Source organism: Ensifer sp. SSB1 (genome assembly GCF_016652895.1).
Taxonomy (GTDB): Bacteria; Pseudomonadota; Alphaproteobacteria; order Rhizobiales; family Rhizobiaceae; genus Ensifer.
The window spans coordinates 1-18,368 of the sequence record NZ_JAEPRP010000151.1 but is presented as its reverse complement, the minus strand read 5'-3'; the positions used below and the strand labels follow the sequence as shown (position 1 = coordinate 18,368).

Below are 18,368 nucleotides of genomic sequence, written 5' to 3'. Positions count from 1 at the left end.
CGGAAACGTAGTGGCACCGCGCCATGGACGTCATCGCCCACTTGGCCGAATTCTACAAAATCCCGGTCACCTCGAAAGCCATACTCTCCCATGCCGAGGTTCAGCGGAACTTGGGCATCAAGCAGGCCGGCAAGTGGGATTTCACCCGGCTCCCGTTCGCGCCGAACGTCATCGGCGCCAAAGCATGCGGCGATAAGATGCGCGCCGACGTCAAAGCACGCCTCTAAAAAAACGTCCCAACATCGAACGAAACGAACATGCGTTCACTGCTTTTCATAGCAGCGGCGGCCTTTGCGCTGTCCTCCTGCACGACCACCGGCTCGATCGATACGAAGATCCAGCAGAACCTTCCGCAGATTTGCTCGACGGCAGCGACGGCGCACTCGGCGTTCGTGATCGTCGCCAGCACCGGCAACATCAAGGAGGCGAGTGTCGCCAAGGAAGCGGCTGCCTGGGGCGCAGCTGAGGCGATCTGCAAAGATCCAGGCAGCGTCACCGCCGCGACTGCGCTCGTGAAGGCTGCCGAAGCCTACGCGGCGATCACGCGGGCGCTGCGCGAAGCCAAGGCCAGCGGATGAAGGATCACGACGTGAACGCAGCAAAGAAACACCTCGAGAGTAAGATCGCCTCGCGGGTGATCGACGTTGTCGGCAACCCGGCAGTGCCGGCTGAAGCCGCTGCCGCAGCGCCGAACAGCAGCTGGAAGAGCGGTAACGCAGCTCGAAACCACCATTCGGCAGATCGACAATCACGAGCTGCGCCTGGTCGCCGTCGAGAAACAGGCCGCCGATGCCGCGACATCAATGCGTGCCGTCGAGAGCACGCTCAACAATCTCAGTTCGGATATGCGGCTTGTTCGCGAGATCCTGCAGCGGCTGGAAGAGAATGGTCGCGGTTCAAGGACACGCTCGCCATAGGCGCCCCGATCGGGAACGCTTTCAACAGGGCGTCGATCACTATGTCAGCTCCTTCAATCGTCAGGTGATCGCTATTCCAATACAGGAACGTCGGATCCCGATACGCGACACAGGTTGAGCCGTCGCAGAAGAGCGGCCGGGGATCAAACGTCGACAGGCCAGGATGCTCTGACAGGATCGCGGCGAGGGTGTCGTCGAACGGCCGCATGCGGGCGCGGAATTCACCCTCAGGTATTGCGCATTTGTCGAGCGGCTTCGCGTTCAAGCTTCCTCGCAACGACGCCATCACAGGGTTAGCGAACCCTACGCAGTCGCGTGGCCGGAAGATCATGTCCGGGATATCACCGAGAACGACGACCCCCATTCCCTGCGCCTCAAGGCTCGCAAGCATCTTCCGGGCAGAATTTTCAAACCGCTGATGTCCCTCAACAGTGAGATCGGCGGCAACCCGCTGACCTTCGATGTTTTCGTATCTCATGCCGGCGGCAAGGACGCTGTAATAACCGGCGAAGATGACGGTCTTGATCGAGCGGTTTTTCTCAAGGAAGGCTATCGTCTCGTTCGCGACTTTCTCGCAGCGGGCGTGCCCAGAGAAGGGCAGGCAGTTCGGCGCGCTGGTGTTCAGGACGCTCAGGCTCGGCAGCTTCTTCGCCAAGCTCTGGAAATACTGGTGCGCATGGGAATCGCCGATGATTGCCACGTCGGCCGGCCTGTCCTTGGACAGCAAGCAGCTCCATGCGTCCGCAAGCTCCGGGTACACTTGATGGCAGGCCGCGTTTTTCAGCGGGTGCGGATAGTCGGCGAAGAGAACGGCGGCCGACGGCGGCGAAAGCTCGACCCGGCTCGGAATGCCGTTCATGGTGTAGACCCCGGCGCCCGTGAAAAGCAGGGCGACCATGCCCGCGGACAACGTCGGCACCCAAAGTCTCGTTTCCCCGCCATACCGAATCGGCCGCTCGATGAGCCGATAGGTTGCCCATGCGAGCCCGATGGCCGCTAGAACCGCGATTGAGCGGCTTTCCCAAGCGATTTCCCGATAAACCCCATCCGCCTTTCCGATCCGAAGGAAGGCCAGAACAGGCCAGTGCCACAGATACAGCGGATAGCTGATCAGGCCGAACCAGACCGCAACCTTGTTGGAAAGCACCGTCCGGTTGATCACGGCTGCCGGACCTGACGCGATAAGGAGCACGGCGCCGGCCACCGGCAGCAACGCCCATGCGCCGGGAAAGGCGTGGCTCTTCTTGATCACCAGCAGACCGACGACAATCAGCACCAAGCCGAAGATAGACACACCGTCGCGGTGCCGAGCACTCGGGGCGATACTTTCAGACAGGCAATAGGCGAGAATGCCGCCAGCCATCAGTTCCCAGAACCGGGTCGGCGGTGCGTAGAAGGCGAGGGTGGGGTCGACAAAGGTGTAGTAGACGCCAGCAGCGAAGGACGCGGCTGCAATCGCCAGCGCGAGCTTGAGGAACGAGAAGCGCAGTCGCCACGCGAGCCACAGGAAGACTGGCCAGACGATATAGAACTGCTCCTCGATACCGAGCGACCAGAGGTGCAGCAACGGTTTCAGTTCCGACGACACGTCGAAATAGCCGACCTCCTGCCAGAGCAGAAGATTGACGATGAAGGCCGCGCTGCCGGCGACGTGCTTCCCGACCTGCGCATACTCATCCGAGAAAAGGCCCAGCCATCCGGCGCCGAGACAGGCCACCAACACCGTGATCAGTGCGGGGAAGATCCGGAGCACGCGTCTTGCGTAGAAATGCAAGATTGAGAACGTCCCAGCCTTCAGTTCGCGTAGCAGAATGCCGGTGATCAAAAAGCCGGAGATCACGAAGAAGATATCGACACCGATGAAACCACCCTTCAGCTTGCCAGCAGGAAAGGCGTGGTAGATTACGACGGAAAGAACCGCGATAGCCCGAAGGCCGTCGATGTCTGGCCGATACTTCTCGGCATGCTGTGTCGACATAATTTGCGCTTGCTGATTGAGTGACTTCTCAAAAGCGCTTATCGACCAGAAATTGTCCGATCAAGTGGCGCGGCAATTGCCAGGCCATCCCTAGCGATTTTATCCCCATGAGTTGCCCAATCCACTCAAAGAAAAGGCCCCGCCAGGTAGAATGTGCTGATCCGGCGGGCCCCAGCGAAATGGGAAAAACTGGGGCCGCGCTGATTCCGGGGAATAATCATGGCTCACCAATAAAGGTCGGCGAAACAATCGGTTCCATCGCCGCGACTGCTTTTCCAGGAGGGGCGCTGATGGCCCCAGCACGTGCCATGAGGTGGGGCGGTCGCGCGCTGGCGCCCTGCGTAGGTGACGCTCAGGCAGTATGCGCACCTCATCGTCTACTAGACAACGACCGAAATCAACTTTCCCATGCGCCGAAAGAAACGTCATGGCCATCGTGCTCGCCCTGATTTCAGAGGCACAGGATCCCAGAGCGCAACTTCGCTTGGGGCTGGGTCGCGCTCTGGGATCACAAGCGCCAAGTGCGGTTGACGCTCAACTAGTAATGGCGACGTGATTTTGATTCCACAACGTGGCTAAGACCATTTTCTGAACGTATCAGACTTAAGTCCTGGATCTGTATTTAATTGTTCTAACAAGACGTTGGCGGCTTGTTCGCATATGTTCTTCACCCATTTGGGGGAGGGAAGCCTGTCTGGACTTCTTTCGTGCCGCGACTGTTCCACACCCGTTCTCGCATACTTCAGAAGTTGTAGTTATTTCCGAGCTCGGCAAAGAAATGGCCCCCGTGGGGCAATGGGGGCCAAGAGGCACGTCACGTTCCTGGCGAAAGGGAGGCCGCGCAACATGACTGCAACTGTTAGTGAAATACTTCCAAATTCAACTTAATGTTGACGACTCGGAGCAGGCAGACGACACCGTGAGGGTAATCAAACAAGGAGGGCCCTACGCATGCATGAAACTGAGCATATTGAACGTTCTGACGCCGCGATCTGTGTGTGGGCCAACATGGCCGACGCTCTAGTTGCATCTCCCTCTCTGCGCGCAACATGGAATAAAACCAGCAGCGCTGAGATGCGCCGAACTGCTATTAACCTCGCTGACGTCGCTCTAAGTGCATGGCACGCGATGTCGCTCGATGAACAACAAGCCTGCATCCCCTTTGATTGGGGTTTCATCGCTGCCTTTGTGCGTAGTGTTGATTGGAACCCCGACGGCAACCCGGTTGCCACTATCCCTCACGAGATGCCACGCGCGATTGCCGCCGCGATCCTCTCTGACCTGAGCAAAGACGAGGCGAAGCAGCCCAGCCACAGCTTTGCGCGATTTGGTGAATGGCTCGCAAACAACTCAAATCTGCACGAACACGCTGCGCACCTCCCCGATAAAAAAGACGAGTGAGCGCGGTATCGCTGGTTTCCCGGCGAGCGCATCAGCTCGCCGGTAACCCTTGCATTTCTCCACGGCTTCATCACATCCGGCTCGGGGCCTAGGGGCTCCGCCGACGCCGAACCAGGGCTATTGCGACACCGCGCGTGAGGCGACAGAGATGGTCGAGACGTACTGGAATTGGTGCGTCGCCAAGCTGAAGAGCGGGTGAGACGATCCGTCCTTCAAGGGTGTGAAGGCGCTGGACGTGAGCACGAAGGTCTTCGCGGTCCTAACGTAGATCTCCCACTTTTTCGGGAATCCGCAGCATTCGAGTTATCGCTGTGGTAAGCGACATGCTCAGAGCGCTCCGGCAGCCGCGTTGATCCTGCGGTAGGCTGCAGCGAGGTTGGATGAAGTGTAATCATCGTAAATCCAAAAATCAGCTTCGTGCAAACTCTGCCATCAAAGCTTTCGTGCCATGTAGAACTTTCACCGACAAACACCGGTGCATCGAAGTCTTCGAATTGGTCGGCTGTTATATCGATGATGAGACCGTTGCCCTGAAGCCACGCATGGGAACGTCCGTTCCGTTCCCCTAGGATATATCTGAACGGCCCATAGCCGTGTTCTGACAAAAACTCCGCGAGTAGAGGAGCGGCATCTCCACATGCTCCTCGAGGAAAGTCATGAAGGCTAACGGGAAGGTTCTGACTAGGACAACGCTCTAGGCGCCTGCGAAATTCTGAGTAAAGTTCGAGGATGCGGTCTTTCATTCAAAGCACCAAACGAACCAGGGTATCCTTCCAGTAGCTCACCAGCTTCAGCAGGAAGCGGTCGGGCTTCTGGGCGTCCAGGTAGAGCGAGACAGCTTGTGAAAATGTCAGGACTGCCTCGGGCTCGTAGAGTTCGCGTTTCCACTCGGTCGCCTCCATTTCGGCGGCGATTCTTTCTGCTGTTTCTTTGTCAGCCGTAAAAGTAGAGCCTCGTAGCCTTCTGCGGGCAACCGTGCCCCGGTAGTGCCAGATCTTGCCGCGACGATAGATGGTGATGGACATGGCCGATTAGCTTCTAGGATTGTCTCGATATCTTCAGGAAGCAGGAACATTGCTTTCGCGATGATGCGCCGAGCGTCCTGGCCTTTGCCCGTAGGGTGAGCTTCGATACCGGAATGCCTGCAGCGTGAAGCTTGGCGACTGGCGCTGCCGGCGTCATCGCCCCGTCCAAAGTAGTCGTCATGTCTCGCAGTCCGTTACATTTACGCCTACCTCTTCGAAGGAAGCGTTGCCTTCAATGCTGCAAGCCGGATGTGCGCGGCTTCCTTGGGAGTCGTTTCCGATTTCGGCTGATCCTTTGAGATTTTAGCATCATTACCAACCGGCAGGCGGCATCTTTCAATCATCCTCCGGATGCCATTTCGCGTAACAAAAGCCTTGTTGGCGATCCGGACGATTTCGAGGTTGCCCTTGCGAGCCTCCGTGCGCAGCGAGGACTTGGTCAGTTCTCCGTGGAAAAGAGCTTTGCCGCCCGCGAGAGCGAAATCAGCTCATCGTCGCCAATATCATCGTTCTCCATCGCCGTCGGCGGAATGGTTGCTCTTGTTGTTCCGTCGGCAGCCAAGCCAGCCGCGGCTGCTTTCGATTTGCAACATTGGCTCGACACGACAAACCCGAGGAGGTGGCAATCTACCTCGGACAGCAGCCTGCGGCTGCCATGTCCAGGGCAAACCCTGATCGTAGTTGGCGCTCCGTCATTGATCATAAACATCACTTTGCATTGATCTGCGGCTTTCCGATTTAGATTCGCGCAGATAACTGTGCAAAATTCCAGGCACTGCAAGGTGGATAGACGGGCGGATGCATCCACGCATGAATACGCTAATGTATTGATATTGTTTCGATTTCCGGAGAATAATGGTGCCGCTTACGACAAACGCGTGTAGGGCGCGCAACATGAACAATTTTTAATTGTTTTTCAGCGTGTTGCGCCATTGAAGCGACCAGATTGGCGCCCAATTTCGGAAGTGTTGGCACGACGCGAACTCTCTTCCAAAGAGAGAGCCACCGCCGCCCAATTGGTCGAACAGATCAGCAGGGCCCCTTTACACGTGCGCTCACCCGCAAACGGACCATGCTGTCTGTGCGAGTATCGTCTTTTGGCGCTGAGGTCGCGGCCCTTCGCGGCGGCCGATGCGGCGCCAATCGAGAAATACGGAGGCGCTGATGGCCAGTCGATCAAGTATCGCGATCCTAGTCGCCGCCGGTCTCGTCTGCGTGGCCGCCGCTGGGGTCAGTGTAACCCGGATGGCGGTGCAAAGCGAGGCAAAGCCCGCCCGTGACGTCTCTGCTGACTCCAAACACGGTGGCGCCATCTCCGTCGAAACGGCCACGGTTACGCTCAAGGACGTGCCCGTCATTGTCCACGCCCTGGGCAATGTCCAGGCACCCGACACCGTACAGGTCGGTGCTCGTATTGCGAGCCAGATCACAGCCATCCACGTCAAGGACGGGCAGATGGTCAAGGCCGGAGATCCGCTTTTCACGTTGGATGACCGAGCAATGCAGGCACAGCTCGCGCGTGACATGGCAATCGTCGCAAAGGACACAGCACTTCTTTCGGACGCCAAAACAGAACTCGAGCGTGCAAGAACCCTGCGCGACGACAAGACGGGAACGCAGCAGACCTATGATACCGCACTCTCGGTGCAGCAGTCGGCCGAGGCGACGCTTGATGCTGACCGTGCCTCCGTCGAGGCCGATCAGGTCGCGCTCAGCCTGACGCAGATCACCGCACCCATCAGCGGCCGCCTCGGCGTTGTCCAGGTCACTCTCGGTGATCTCGTCGGCCAGACGGGCGCAACCTCCACCAACCTGGTGACGATTACCGCGATCGACCCGATCGAGGTTGCCTTCCATTTGCCGGAAGAGCAGTTGCAGACGTTCAAGGTGCTGCTGGATCAGGGCAAGCCGCCGCGCGTGCGCGCCAAGCTCAGCGGTTCGGAAACGGCCATAGGCGAGGGTGTGCTCGATTTCATCGACTCCTCGGTCGACGCCACCTCCGGCACGATCACCATGCGGGCCACCTTTCCCAATGGCGCGCAAAAGCTATGGCCGGGTCAGTTCGTCGATGTTGATATCGAACAGGAGCAATTGCACCAGGCGCCGGTCATCCCGAGCGTTGCGGTTCAACCGGGCCAGAACGGCCCCTTCGTCTTCCATGTGAAGGACGACAACACGGTGGAAACACTGGCCGTAAAGCCACTGTTCGATGACGGCAAGCTGGCCGTGATCCCTTCGGGGCTCACGCAGGGTGAAAAGGTCGTGGTCGAGGGACAAGCCCGTCTGAAGCCGGGCGACGCCGTCAAGGTGGTGCCTCCTGCCGCACAACCGCTGACGGATTGAGGAATTTCGGGAGTGAACGAAGATGCCACTGTCCGAGTTCAGCATTCGCCGCCCGATCGCCACAGCGCTGCTGTCGGTTGCGCTCATCCTTGCGGGCGCATTCAGCTATCTCGTGCTGCCGATCGCAGCTCTGCCGCGGACCGATTTCCCGGTCATCAACGTCTCGGCGTCGCTGCCCGGCGCGTCGCCGGACACCATGGCGACCTCGGTTGCAACGCCGCTCATCAAGCAGTTCGCCACCATTGCGGGGATCGACACGATCTCGACGACCAATTCCCTTGGCTCCACATCGATCTCGATCGAGTTCGTGCTCGGTCGCAACATCGACGCCGCTGCGGCCGATGTGCAGGCGGCGATCACCAGGACGCTAAGGCTCCTGCCGCAGGACATGCCGGCGCCGCCAAGCTATCGTAAGGTCAACCCGGCCGATGCCCCGGTTCTACTGCTGGCGCTGAAGAGCAATACGGTGCCTCTTACCGACCTCGATGCGATCGCTCAGCAGGTGATATCCCCTACGTTGTCCGTGCTCGACGGGGTGGCCGAAGTGTCCATCTTCGGCAGCCAGCAATTCGCGGTGCGCATTCAGATGCACCCGGATGCGCTGACGGCGCGTGGCATCTCCGTGGATGCGTTGAAAACCGCGGTCGCTGCGGCAAACGACAATTCGCCGCTTGGCACCGCGCGGACGAAAGACCGCCAGGTGGCGATCGTCGCCGATACACAGCGAATGAACGCCGCGAACTTCTCCAACATCATCATCAAGAGCGACAACGGCAAGCCTGTGCGGCTGGGCGACGTCGCGACGGTGATCGATTCCATCGCCAACGATCAGACGGCGAGCTGGCATGACGGATCGCGCGCCATCATCCTGGCAATCCTGCGCCAGCCGGACGCAAACACGGTACAAGTCGTCGACCGGGTGCAGGCGCTACTGCCGTCGCTGCGCCAGTCGCTACCCGCAGCGGCCAGCATCGAAACGCTCAACGACCGGTCGGTCTCCGTTCGTGGCGCGGTCCACGACGTTCAGTTTACCCTCGCGCTGACCATTGGCCTCGTAATCCTCGTCATCTTCGTCTTCGTGCGCCGCCTCTGGGCCACGCTCATCCCGGCATTGGCGGTGCCGATCTCCATTATCGCCACCTTTGCCGCGATGTATCCGCTCGGCTTTTCGATCGACAATATCTCGCTGATGGCGCTCACACTCTCCGTCGGTCTCGTGGTGGATGATGCGATCGTCATGCTGGAGAACATCGTTCGGCACATGGAAGAGGAAGGTAGCGACGCCTTTTCGGCAGCCCTTGCCGGTTCGAAGGAAATCGGTTTCACCATCGTTGCAATCTCCCTGTCGCTGGTCGCAGTGTTCATACCGGTGCTGTTGATGGGCGGCGTTATCGGCCGGATTCTTCACGAATTCGCCGTGGTCGTTACTGTTGCGATCCTCGCTTCCGCCTTCGTATCGCTCACGTTGACGCCGATGCTCGCCGCCCGGCTGCCTGCCAACAGTGAAAGTGCCGGAGGCGGCGTGCTTACGCGGCTGGACCTTGCGTTCGAACGCGGTTTTGCGCGCATCCTCAAGACCTACGAAGGGCTGCTTTCCTTCTGTATCCGGCAGCGAGCCCTGGTACTTCTTCTCTTCCTGTTCACCGTGGCGATCACCGCCTACCAGATTGTTTCGATCCCGAAGGGCTTCTTTCCTCAGGAGGATATCGGCCAGCTCCAGGTCACCACCCAGGCCCGTCAGGACATTTCCTTTGCTGCGATGTCTGCGCTTCAGTCCAAGGTCGAAGCGGTCTTTGCCAAGTCGCCCTACGTCGCCCATGTCGCAAGCACGATCGGATCGGGCGGGGCATCGACGGCCCTCAACACCGGGCGCCTTTTCGTGGAACTCAAACCGAAGCGCGACCGCCCGCCGCTCGAAACCGTTCTTGCGGAATTGCGCCGGGAGCTTGCGGCAATTCCCGGCATCCAGGCGTTCATGTCGCCGATCCAGAACCTCTCCGTCGGGTCGCGCGCCTCCGCCAGCCAGTATCAGCTGGTGCTCCAGAGCCTCGATCAGCCGCTGATGAACGAGTGGGCGCAAAAGCTCCGCGACGCGATGAGCGCGGATCGCGCGTACTTCACCGACGTCAACAGCGACCTGCAGATCAATGCGCCACAAACACGCCTGGTCGTCGATCTCGATAAGGCGGCAACGCTCGGCGTCGATGCCAGTCAGCTGCGCACGACACTCTATGGCGGCTTCGGCGCAGAGCAGATCTCCACGATCTACACGGCCGGCGACAGCTACGAAGTCATCATGGAACTCGATCCGAGCATCGAGTGGTCTGCCGACATGTTCGCTGAACTGCGTGTGGGCGGCGCGAATGGTGCGCTGGTGCCCCTCGGCGCCTTCGCCCGCATCGAAACCGTCTCCGGACCACTCACCATCAATCAGCTCGGCCAATTGCCGGCCGTCACCATATCCTTCAACCTGCCGGCCCAGGTCGCTCTTGGCAACGCGCTTGCGGAGGTCGCTCGTCTCAAGACAGAGATCGGCATGCCCTCAGAGATCGCCACCCGAAACTACGGCACGACGCAGCTCTTCCAGGATGCTGCCGCCAACCAGGGTATCCTCGTCCTTGCGGCCATCGTGACGATCTATCTCGTGCTCGGCGTTCTCTATGAAAGCCTCATCCATCCGCTGACCGTGCTCTCCGGTCTGCCGTCGGCCATCTCCGGTGCGCTTCTCGCAATTTATTTTTGCGGCTTCGACCTCTCGATCATCGCGATCGTCGGCGTGTTGATGCTGATCGGCATCGTCAAGAAAAACGCGATCATGATGATCGACGTGGCGCTGGCGCTGCAACGGTCCGGCAGTCCGGCCCGAGAGGCGATCCAAAGGGCCTGCCTGATGCGTTTCCGCCCGATCATGATGACATCCGCAGCGGCGATCATGAGCACATTGCCGATCGCGATCGGCAGCGGCGCAAGCGCGGAACTGCGCCAGCCGCTTGGCGTCGCGGTGGTCGGCGGTCTTTTGGTATCGCAGTTTGTGACGCTCTTCGTGACGCCTGTGATCTACCTCTACATGGAGGATCTGACACGGTGGATCTCACAACTGTTCCAGCTTGGGTCATTCAAGGTACGGCGTGAACGGCAGCAGCCAGCAGCCGCCGGCCGAGCTGTCGCAGATACTCCGGACCATCAGGCCGATACATGAAAGTTCGCCTGCGGCAGAGGACTCAGACGGATGTTTCCGAACGGCTCCGGCGCGCGAGTTCATAGGCGATGGCCGCAAGGATGGTGAAAACGATGAGCGTCAGTCCCAGCGCATTGACCGCCGGCGTGAGGCCTGTGCGAACCTTCGTTGCGATGTAGACGGTCAAGGGCGTCTCGGTGCCGCGAACGAACAACGTCGTGTTGTAGTTCTCAAATGATTGCAGGAAGGCGATGCAGGCTGCCGCCAGCAAAGAAGGCTTGAGATAGGGCAACAGGACCCGACGGAAGACCAGGAGGCGCGAGGCACCGAGGTCGACAGCGGCGTCCTCGAGCGTCCGGTCGAACCGCTGCAGGCGCGCCGCGACCATCAGCATGACATAGGCGGAGATGAAGCTCGACTGCGCGACGATGATGAGCAGCGTGCCCCCGCCGATGCCGGCCTGGCGCCACAGCACAAGCGTGGCGATGCCAATGGCGACACCGGGGGTCAGCATCGGCGAAACCATCAGCGCATAAAAGAAGTTGCGTGAACGATCCTGGAGACCGTTAAGGAAGAGCGCGGCGGCAGTTCCGATCGGCAGCGAAATGGCGATCACCCCGATACTAATGAGGATCGATAGCCAAAGCGCCTGCCACATGGCGCTGTCTGCCCAAAGCGCGGCGAACCAGTCGAGTGTCGTGCCGAGCCAGGGTGTGACTGTCGGAAACTTGCTGGTGTTGAACGTCGCCACCGCCATCACCGCCAAGGGCAGGAACAGATAGGCGAAGAACAGCGCCATGTAGGTGGCGAAGATGACCGGCGGCATGAGGCGGCCGAAGGTTGCCAACAATCCGACCGATGGGGTCGTCGCAAGAGACACTTTGCTGGACATGCTCATTTGGCCACATCCGCAAGGTTGACGCGGAAAATCTTCAACGCCGCCATGACAACGGCCATACAGAGCGCGAGCAGTACCAGCGCATAGGCTGCGCCACGGTTCCAATTGCCGCCTTCGAAAAACCAGTTGTAGATGATCTGCGTGAACCAGCGGCTACCGGGCGCACCCAGCAGGGCCGGCGCCACATAACTGCCGGCGGCGAGCATGAAGGTGAAAACGCAGCCGGTCGCGATCCCCGCCTTGGCGTGCGGGATGACGATCCGGCGATGTATCTGAACGGTCGAAGCGCCAAGGTTGCGGGCGGCCTCGATCTGCGCCGAGTCCAGTGTGCTGATCGAGTTGAAGATCGGAAACAGCATGAACAAGATGTAGGCGTAGACCATCCCAGCGAGCACGCCGAAATCACCGAACCAGCGCAGCGGCGCATCGAGCACGCCCAGCCAGAGAAGGGCAGCGTTGAGTGGTCCGTTGAAGGCAAGCAGAATGTACCAGGCGAGCGTCCGCAGCACCTCGTTGATCCAGAAGGGAATGATGAGCGCAACGGTCACCAGTGCAACGGCCTTGCCCTTGGCGACCTTTGCCAGCCAGAAGGCGATCGGATAGGTGACGACGAAGGTCGTCGCCATCACCAGCGCACTCGCCCATATGGTCTTGAAAAAGATCGCCCGATGGACCGGGTCGGAAAACAGTGCCGCGAAATGGGAAAGTGTGTAACCATCTTCCGGACCTCCCACCTGTGCAGGCGTCAGGTTCGGCCGGAGCGAGAAGTCGAGCATCATCAGGTTCGGCGCGAGAACCATCCCCAGCAGCCAGACGGCAACGCAGATGACGATTGCGCTCCCGAGCCCCGGGCCAAATCGTTGAAACAGGCTATGCATCTGCAAGAACCAGAGCTTGCGAGGAAGAGAACGACAGTCGGACCGGCGTTCCGGCCGCCGGCGCCTCCGCCAGCCGGTGATGCGGCAGGGCGGCCGCCAGACGGTGCCCACCGTCCGTCTTTGCGTGCAGCATTGCGGTCGCGCCTTCGAATTCGAGTTGTTCGGCGACAGCTTTCAAACCATTGCGGTCGGCTTCGCCGGCAAGTGTAATAGCCTCCGGTCGGACGTAGACTGCGGCACGATCCCCGACCTTGAGTCCACCGCCGCTGCGACCGGTGAAAATCCCGTGCTCGGTCTCGATTGCGGCCATGCCGTCGGCAATGCGCTCGACACGCCCCTGGAACGCGTTGGTCTCGCCGACGAACCGGGCGACGAAGGGCGTGGCCGGGTTGGCATAGAGTTCCAGCGGCGCTGCCACCTGCTGCAGCACGCCCGCACTCATCACCGCCACACGGTCCGACATCGCCAGCGCTTCCGACTGATCGTGCGTGATATAGACGAAGGTGACGCCCGTGCGCTTCTGCAAAGCGCGGAGTTCTGCGCGCATGTGCTGGCGCAGCTTCAAGTCGAGTGCCGAAAGCGGCTCGTCGAGCAGCAGGACCTGCGGCTCGACCGCAAGCGCACGCGCGATCGCCACGCGTTGCTTCTGGCCGCCGGAAAGCTCGTGAACCATCCGGTCCCCGTAACCGGGAAGGGCGATCAGCTCGAGCAATTCTTCGGCGCGTCGCCGCCGTTCGGCCTTGCGCACGCCGCGCACTTCAAGCCCGAAGGCGATGTTTTCCCACACGGGCATGAGCGGGAAGAGCGCCAATGACTGAAAGATCATCGAGGTCGGCCGTTGGGCAGCACCGATCCCGGCCATGTCCCGGCCACCGATCAGGACACGGCCCGCGGTCGGCTGGACGAAGCCGGCGATCAGCCGCAGGATCGTCGTTTTCCCGCAGCCGGAGGGGCCGAGGATCGAGAAGAACTCACCGCCTTCGATCGCGACGGACAGTTTTTCAACTGCGCGAGTCTTGCCGAAGGTCATTTCGATGTCTGTGAGTTCGACGGAGCGGGACATAGCTGCTTCCTTGAAAAAGTGGCGGGAGCCAAGCCCCCGCCGTCTGGTGTTCGCCCGCTTAGGCGGAAAGGAACTTGTCCTGGTATTCGTTGCGCAGTGCGACGAACCAGTTCTCCTGCACCGGCCACCACCAGAGCTTCTCCAGCGCATCGCCCGGATAGGCCGCTGCAAAGAAGTTGCGCGACGCTTCGGAAAGGAACTTCTCAGCACCAACGGCCGTCGTGTTGATCGAGGTGTGGTTGGCGTAGAGCGCGCCGGCTTCCGGCGTCAGCACCCAGTTCAGGAAGGCGTAGGCCTGTTCGACGTTGGTTGTGCCGACGGGGATGGAGACGCCCTCCATCCAGGTCAGGGCACCTTCCTTCGGCGCGACGAAACCGATCGGCAGGCCTTCCTTGGCAAGGCCGGCGGCTGACGAATCCCAGGTCTGGCCGATGGTGACGCCATTGGCGCGGAAGGCGCCCTGGGCCTCGTTTTCGTTCGACCAGAACTGCGCGATGTTGCCCTTGCGCTGAATGGCCTCGGCGAGGATGACGTCGTAGTTCGCGCGCATCGTCGCTTCATCCTTGAAGCTGTCGCGCATCGGCTTCGGCAGCTTGCCCTGCACCTCCAGCCAGAGACCCAGGCCAACGAGGCCGGAATGGCCGCGGACGGTGGCCTTTCCGGCCATTTCGGGCTTCCAGATGTCGCCATAGGAAGCAGCGCCATATTCGAGCGGCGCGGTGTTCTTGTCGAAGCTGATGGCCTCGGTGCCCCAATCGGTCGGGACCTGATAACGCTTTCCGCCAACGACGGCACCAAGCGTCTCCGAACCCTTTGCGGCACTGACGAGCACGCGGTCCCAGAGCACCTTCGTCTCGTCGATCGGCTGGATGAGGCCCAGTTCGACGTAGTTCGGCACACGGTCGACGGCCGGCCAGATGATATCGTAGCCGGTACCGTTGCTCGCACGCATCTGGTTGAGCAGTTCGTCGTTGGTGCCATAGGGCGTGTAGACCGGCTTGATGCCGGTGTCTTTCTCGAACGCCGCCAGCATTTCGTCCGAAATGTAGCCCGCCCAGGCGAAGATGTTCACGCTACCCGAGGATCCGGCGGCATAGCCCACGCGGGATACGAACGGGGCTGCGAGCGACAGGCCGGCAACGGCGGCCGCACTCTTCATCAGTCTACGTCGGCTAACAGGCATCATCGGGGAGCTCTCCTTGGTGACGGCCGGGGGATCGGCCGCCTGCTGGGCTCCGCTCATAGGGTTGCTCTGTGACAGTCATGCAAAGGAGACCGTGCCAAAATAGGGGTCGGTCAAAGCTTCGTACCCTTTGCTGCAATCTTCATCGAACGATCATTTGTTTGTCGGCGGACTGACATATTCGGCCAATAGCCCGAGGACCAATTCAGGGGGTGGCCCGCAACCACTTCCCGGCTTGTTTCCCATGAAAGGTTTGGAACGATGACATCCGCTGGCGTAAAGGGTATCGGCATTTCGGCACACAGGAGGGCGGCTGACCTCTCGGACTTCGGCGCCGAGCTGGACATGATCGAGGCGCTGGGTGTGGACTCGATCGAGATTCCAACCTTCGATCTCGATGTTGTCGTCGGCGGGCGCGTCCGCAGGCCGCAACTTGCCGCCTTGCTCAATGCTTGCCGTGGCCGCGATGTTCTCTATTCCGTCCACGGTCCACTCGCCATCAATTTCATGGACGAGGCCTGGCGCCTGCCGCGCCACTTCGAGGTCTTGGAAGCTTCTCTGGAGGTCGCGGCCGAAATTGGGGCCGAACATTATGTGATGCATTCCGGCCTGGCCCTGCGCCAGCAGGCTGCGGGCACCGAGGCTGCGTATGAACGGCAGCGCCACGCACTCTCAAACGCTGGCGACCTGGCGCGACAGCATGGCCTGATACTGTGCGTCGAAACACTGTTTGCAGACTTCAAGGGGGACGGCTATGCCTCGTCTCCGAGCCGGCTCGCCACGGAGCTTGCCGCCATCGCACACAACAATGTCATGGCGACCATCGATTTCAGCCACTCCTATCTGAAACTCGATTTTGACGGCAATCGCGACGGTTTCGTCGCCGAGATTGCGGCATTGGCGCCCTACGCCAAGCATCTGCACGTTCATGACAGCTTCGGCCGCCAGGACGATATCTGGATGTATACGGAAGGCGAGCGGCTTGCCTATGGCCATGGCGATCTGCACCTGCCGGTCGGCTGGGGCGATATGCCGTGGCAGGCGCTCATGGCAGAGTGCATCTTTCCCGAAGGCGTGCTTTTCAACATCGAGCTCAACCAGCGCTACTGGTATGCGGCGCAGGAGTGCATCGAGGCAACACGAGGCCTCGCCCGTTCCGCGCGAATTGGCCGCACTGCGGCCGCGGCTTGATTTCAGCAACCTTGCCGGCGTCCGCACCGACGAACTCCTCGGTGCGGTACCGCCCGGTGGGGGATTGGCCAGCAAAGCACGGCCGACTGTATTCGCCAGCACGCTCACGGCTTCCTGCTTCCTGTTCCAGGGGGCAGATTATGCCAAAGCGAAGCTCACTTTTCGCAAAGCCGCCGTTCGCCGTAATAGGGCTGGTAGGTGCAGTCCGACGGCCGGAAGGAACGATAGTTGCGGGAGCAGGCCGTGATATTGCAAGACTGCGGGTTAGCCGGGCTTTCGACGAGCGTTCCTGCCGCGGGTGCCTGCATCGCTTCCCGCATGAAGTCCCGCCAGATGTGCGCCGGCAAGGCCCCACCGGTTACCCCGTTCATCGGGGTGTCGTCGTCATTGCCAACCCATACGCCGGCGACCAGTGGTTCGGTAAAGCCGACGAACCAGGCATCGCGATTGTTCTGGCTGGTGCCGGTCTTTCCGGCCGCAAAGGCGCCGGGCGCTGCTCCACGCCCAGTTCCGCGCTCGACAACCAGCTGCAGAAGGCCAACGAGATCGGGTTGGTAAGCGGATAGATCAATGGAAGGCGCGGTCTGTGCGCCGACACGAAACGCCTCCGGCTGTCCGGCCGCCTGGAAATCGATGATGCCCCAGGGCTCCACGGGAGCCTTGCCGAGGTGGACGGAGGCATAGGCGCTGGTGAGATCAAGCAAACTCACCTCCGACGTGCCGAGCGCCAGCGACGGTGTGTTGGCGAGCGGCGCGCTTATGCCGAGTTCGCGGGCAGCGGCGATCACCTTGTCGAGCCCCACCTCCTGCGCAAGCGCCACCGCCGGCGCATTCAGCGACCGGGCGAACGCCTCGGCAATCGTGACCCAGCCGCGATAGCCGCCGCTGGAGTTTTCCGGCGACCAGCCGTCGATGTCGATCGGCGCGTCCAGGACCTGATCGTTCAGGGTAAGTCCGGCCTTCAGGGCCGCATAGTAGACGAAAAGCTTGAATGTGGAGCCCGGTTGCCGCTTCGCCGTGACCGCGCGGTTAAACTGGCTTTGCTTGTAGTCACGACCGCCGACCATGGCGACGACGGCACCGTCCGGCGTCATCGCGACCAAGGCCGCCTGGGAAGCGCCCACCTTCTTTCCTTCGGTGTCCAGGGCATTCCTCACGACCCGTTCAGCGATCTGTTGCAACTGCGGGGACAGTGTCGTGCGAACCGTCGTTGAACCCGGAGATACGCCGGCGATTTCGCTTACCTGCGGCGAGACCCAGTCGGCAAACCAGCTGCCTGAACGGGGTGTGGGTGTCGTCGGGTGAAGCGTGGCGAAGCTCGCCTTGACATCGGCTGCCTCGGTTGCGGTGATTTTGCCATTGGCGACCATCGTGTCGAGCACGACAGCCGAGCGTTGCCGTGCACCGTCAAAATTGTCGATCGGGTTCCACTGGCTCGGTGCCCGCAACAACCCGGCCAGCATCGCCGATTCCGGCAGATTGAGTGCGCCGATGTCCTTGTTGAAATAGATCCGCGCGGCCGCGGGCATGCCAGTCGCGCCGGCGCCGAGATAGGCGCTGTTGAGGTAGCGTGTCAGAATTTCCTGCTTGCCGAGTTTCCACTCCAGCCAAAGCGCGATCACGAACTCCTGTATCTTTCGCTTTATCGTTCGATCGCTGTCGAGATATTGCAGCTTGATCAGCTGCTGGGTGATGGTGCTACCACCCTCGACCACCGAACCGGCTTCGAAGTTCCGGACCAGCGCCCGACCGATTCCCCTGACATCGACCCCGAAATGGTCCATGAACCGGCGGTCTTCGATCGACAGCACGGCATCGATCAGTTGCGGCGGGAATTGATCGAATTGTGCATAAGGCCCTTGATAGGGCCCTTGCCGCACCAGCGGTCCTCCGTCCGCCGTTTCCAGCACTACGATGGGCTTGAGGGTTCCATCCCGGATCTCACTCCAGGGGACATCCTTCAGCGCCCAGATGAGCACACTTCCCGGAAGAAGGAGGCAGGCGAGGAGAGCCAGACCTATGACAATCTTCCAGCTGCTTGACCTCGCGGAGGTGTTCGGGCGATCTTTGGAGGGCTTTTTGCGTAGATTGCGAAGTCGGCTGCCGACGTTCGCCAGGGCAGCCACGAACCGCTCGCGGGGACCGTCGACGACGGCAGGCGCCGCGTCGTCTCCATTCGAAGGCCTGAACCTCGCTTTAAGATGGGATGCCGCGAGCTTGGCCTTCTCACCGGCAAAGGTCGAGCCCACCTTCAAATCGTGGCCGAGCGCACGCAGCAGATGGCGAGCTGCCTGTCCGCTTTGACCGAAGGGT

Annotated in this window: 13 protein-coding genes and 1 pseudogene; 7 read left to right on the top strand and 7 right to left on the bottom strand. The window is 60.7% G+C overall.

The genetic code is table 11. The features are described 5' to 3' along the window. Positions 1-23: 23 nt before the first annotated feature. The 3 genes and pseudogenes from I8N66_RS28500 to I8N66_RS28490 all read left to right on the top strand — a co-directional run. Positions 24-227 carry a hypothetical protein gene (locus I8N66_RS28500; protein ID WP_291161150.1) on the top strand — a complete coding sequence of 68 codons (204 nt, stop codon included), beginning with the start codon at positions 24-26 and terminating at the stop codon, positions 225-227. Between the two features lie 30 nt (positions 228-257). Continuing rightward, entirely contained in the window at positions 258-578 is a 321-nt protein-coding gene (locus tag I8N66_RS28495) for a cell wall anchor protein (RefSeq protein WP_291161147.1), read from the top strand. 150 nt (positions 579-728) lie between these two features. Next, positions 729-917 (top strand): annotated as a pseudogene (locus I8N66_RS28490) (hypothetical protein); the annotation flags it as partial. On the opposite strand, the gene I8N66_RS28485 reads toward I8N66_RS28490, so the two are convergent. Next, positions 835-2,895 (bottom strand): acyltransferase family protein, encoded by a 2,061-nt coding sequence (locus I8N66_RS28485; protein ID WP_291161144.1) that lies wholly within the window; start codon positions 2,893-2,895, stop codon positions 835-837. The pseudogene I8N66_RS28490 and the gene I8N66_RS28485 overlap by 83 nt on opposite strands. A 951-nt stretch (positions 2,896-3,846) precedes the next feature. On the opposite strand from I8N66_RS28485, the gene I8N66_RS28480 reads away from it, so the two are divergent. After that, positions 3,847-4,296, top strand: a complete 450-nt coding sequence (locus I8N66_RS28480) for a hypothetical protein (protein ID WP_291161141.1) — start codon at positions 3,847-3,849, stop codon at positions 4,294-4,296. 743 nt (positions 4,297-5,039) lie between these two features. On the opposite strand, the gene I8N66_RS28475 is transcribed toward I8N66_RS28480, so the two are convergent. After that, complete coding sequence (locus tag I8N66_RS28475) at positions 5,040-5,321, bottom strand: hypothetical protein (RefSeq protein WP_291161138.1); 282 nt, start codon at positions 5,319-5,321, stop codon at positions 5,040-5,042. 1,164 nt (positions 5,322-6,485) lie between these two features. On the opposite strand from I8N66_RS28475, the gene I8N66_RS28470 reads away from it, so the two are divergent. Together I8N66_RS28470 and I8N66_RS28465 are read left to right on the top strand one after the other, a co-directional pair. Continuing rightward, positions 6,486-7,664 carry an efflux RND transporter periplasmic adaptor subunit gene (locus I8N66_RS28470; protein WP_291161135.1) on the top strand — a complete coding sequence of 393 codons (1,179 nt, stop codon included), beginning with the start codon at positions 6,486-6,488 and terminating at the stop codon, positions 7,662-7,664. Positions 7,665-7,686: 22 nt separating this feature from the next. Then, positions 7,687-10,863, top strand: coding sequence for an efflux RND transporter permease subunit (locus tag I8N66_RS28465; protein ID WP_291161133.1), 3,177 nt, complete (start codon positions 7,687-7,689; stop codon positions 10,861-10,863). A 22-nt stretch (positions 10,864-10,885) separates the two neighbouring features. Here the strand turns inward: I8N66_RS28465 and I8N66_RS28460 are convergent, their stop codons facing one another. From I8N66_RS28460 to I8N66_RS28445, 4 genes are read right to left on the bottom strand one after another with little or no spacing between them, the layout of a single operon-like run. Next, the gene (locus tag I8N66_RS28460; protein WP_291161130.1) at positions 10,886-11,740 is read right to left on the bottom strand and encodes an ABC transporter permease; all 855 of its coding nucleotides are present in this window, start codon (positions 11,738-11,740) and stop codon (positions 10,886-10,888) included. After that, on the bottom strand, positions 11,737-12,618 hold the full coding sequence (locus I8N66_RS28455; RefSeq protein ID WP_291161127.1) for an ABC transporter permease: 882 nt from the start codon (positions 12,616-12,618) through the stop codon (positions 11,737-11,739). The genes I8N66_RS28460 and I8N66_RS28455 overlap by 4 nt, the downstream gene beginning before the upstream one ends. Next, positions 12,611-13,681: an ABC transporter ATP-binding protein gene (locus tag I8N66_RS28450; RefSeq protein WP_223728912.1), complete on the bottom strand. Its 1,071-nt coding sequence runs from the start codon at positions 13,679-13,681 to the stop codon at positions 12,611-12,613. Before I8N66_RS28450 ends, I8N66_RS28455 begins: the two co-directional genes overlap by 8 nt. A 58-nt stretch (positions 13,682-13,739) precedes the next feature. Next, on the bottom strand, positions 13,740-14,867 hold the full coding sequence (locus tag I8N66_RS28445; RefSeq protein WP_223737948.1) for an extracellular solute-binding protein: 1,128 nt from the start codon (positions 14,865-14,867) through the stop codon (positions 13,740-13,742). Positions 14,868-15,125: 258 nt separating this feature from the next. On the opposite strand from I8N66_RS28445, the gene I8N66_RS28440 reads away from it, so the two are divergent. Beyond that, positions 15,126-16,055: a sugar phosphate isomerase/epimerase family protein gene (locus tag I8N66_RS28440; protein WP_291161121.1), complete on the top strand. Its 930-nt coding sequence runs from the start codon at positions 15,126-15,128 to the stop codon at positions 16,053-16,055. Between the two features lie 155 nt (positions 16,056-16,210). Here I8N66_RS28440 and I8N66_RS28435 read toward each other — a convergent pair. Next, positions 16,211-18,368: PBP1A family penicillin-binding protein (locus tag I8N66_RS28435; RefSeq protein WP_291161118.1), on the bottom strand; the 2,158-nt coding region annotated here is incomplete at its 5' end.

Bases quoted from the DNA above. Each gene is read 5' to 3' on its own strand.
- I8N66_RS28500 (WP_291161150.1), top strand. From the start codon at position 24: ATGGACGTCATCGCCCACTTGGCCGAATTCTACAAAATCCCGGTCACC.
- I8N66_RS28495 (WP_291161147.1), top strand. From the start codon at position 258: ATGCGTTCACTGCTTTTCATAGCAGCGGCGGCCTTTGCGCTGTCCTCC.
- I8N66_RS28485 (WP_291161144.1), bottom strand. From the start codon at position 2,895: ATGTCGACACAGCATGCCGAGAAGTATCGGCCAGACATCGACGGCCTT.
- I8N66_RS28480 (WP_291161141.1), top strand. From the start codon at position 3,847: ATGCATGAAACTGAGCATATTGAACGTTCTGACGCCGCGATCTGTGTG.
- I8N66_RS28475 (WP_291161138.1), bottom strand. From the start codon at position 5,321: ATGTCCATCACCATCTATCGTCGCGGCAAGATCTGGCACTACCGGGGC.
- I8N66_RS28470 (WP_291161135.1), top strand. From the start codon at position 6,486: ATGGCCAGTCGATCAAGTATCGCGATCCTAGTCGCCGCCGGTCTCGTC.
- I8N66_RS28465 (WP_291161133.1), top strand. From the start codon at position 7,687: ATGCCACTGTCCGAGTTCAGCATTCGCCGCCCGATCGCCACAGCGCTG.
- I8N66_RS28460 (WP_291161130.1), bottom strand. From the start codon at position 11,740: ATGAGCATGTCCAGCAAAGTGTCTCTTGCGACGACCCCATCGGTCGGA.
- I8N66_RS28455 (WP_291161127.1), bottom strand. From the start codon at position 12,618: ATGCATAGCCTGTTTCAACGATTTGGCCCGGGGCTCGGGAGCGCAATC.
- I8N66_RS28450 (WP_223728912.1), bottom strand. From the start codon at position 13,681: ATGTCCCGCTCCGTCGAACTCACAGACATCGAAATGACCTTCGGCAAG.
- I8N66_RS28445 (WP_223737948.1), bottom strand. From the start codon at position 14,867: ATGATGCCTGTTAGCCGACGTAGACTGATGAAGAGTGCGGCCGCCGTT.
- I8N66_RS28440 (WP_291161121.1), top strand. From the start codon at position 15,126: ATGACATCCGCTGGCGTAAAGGGTATCGGCATTTCGGCACACAGGAGG.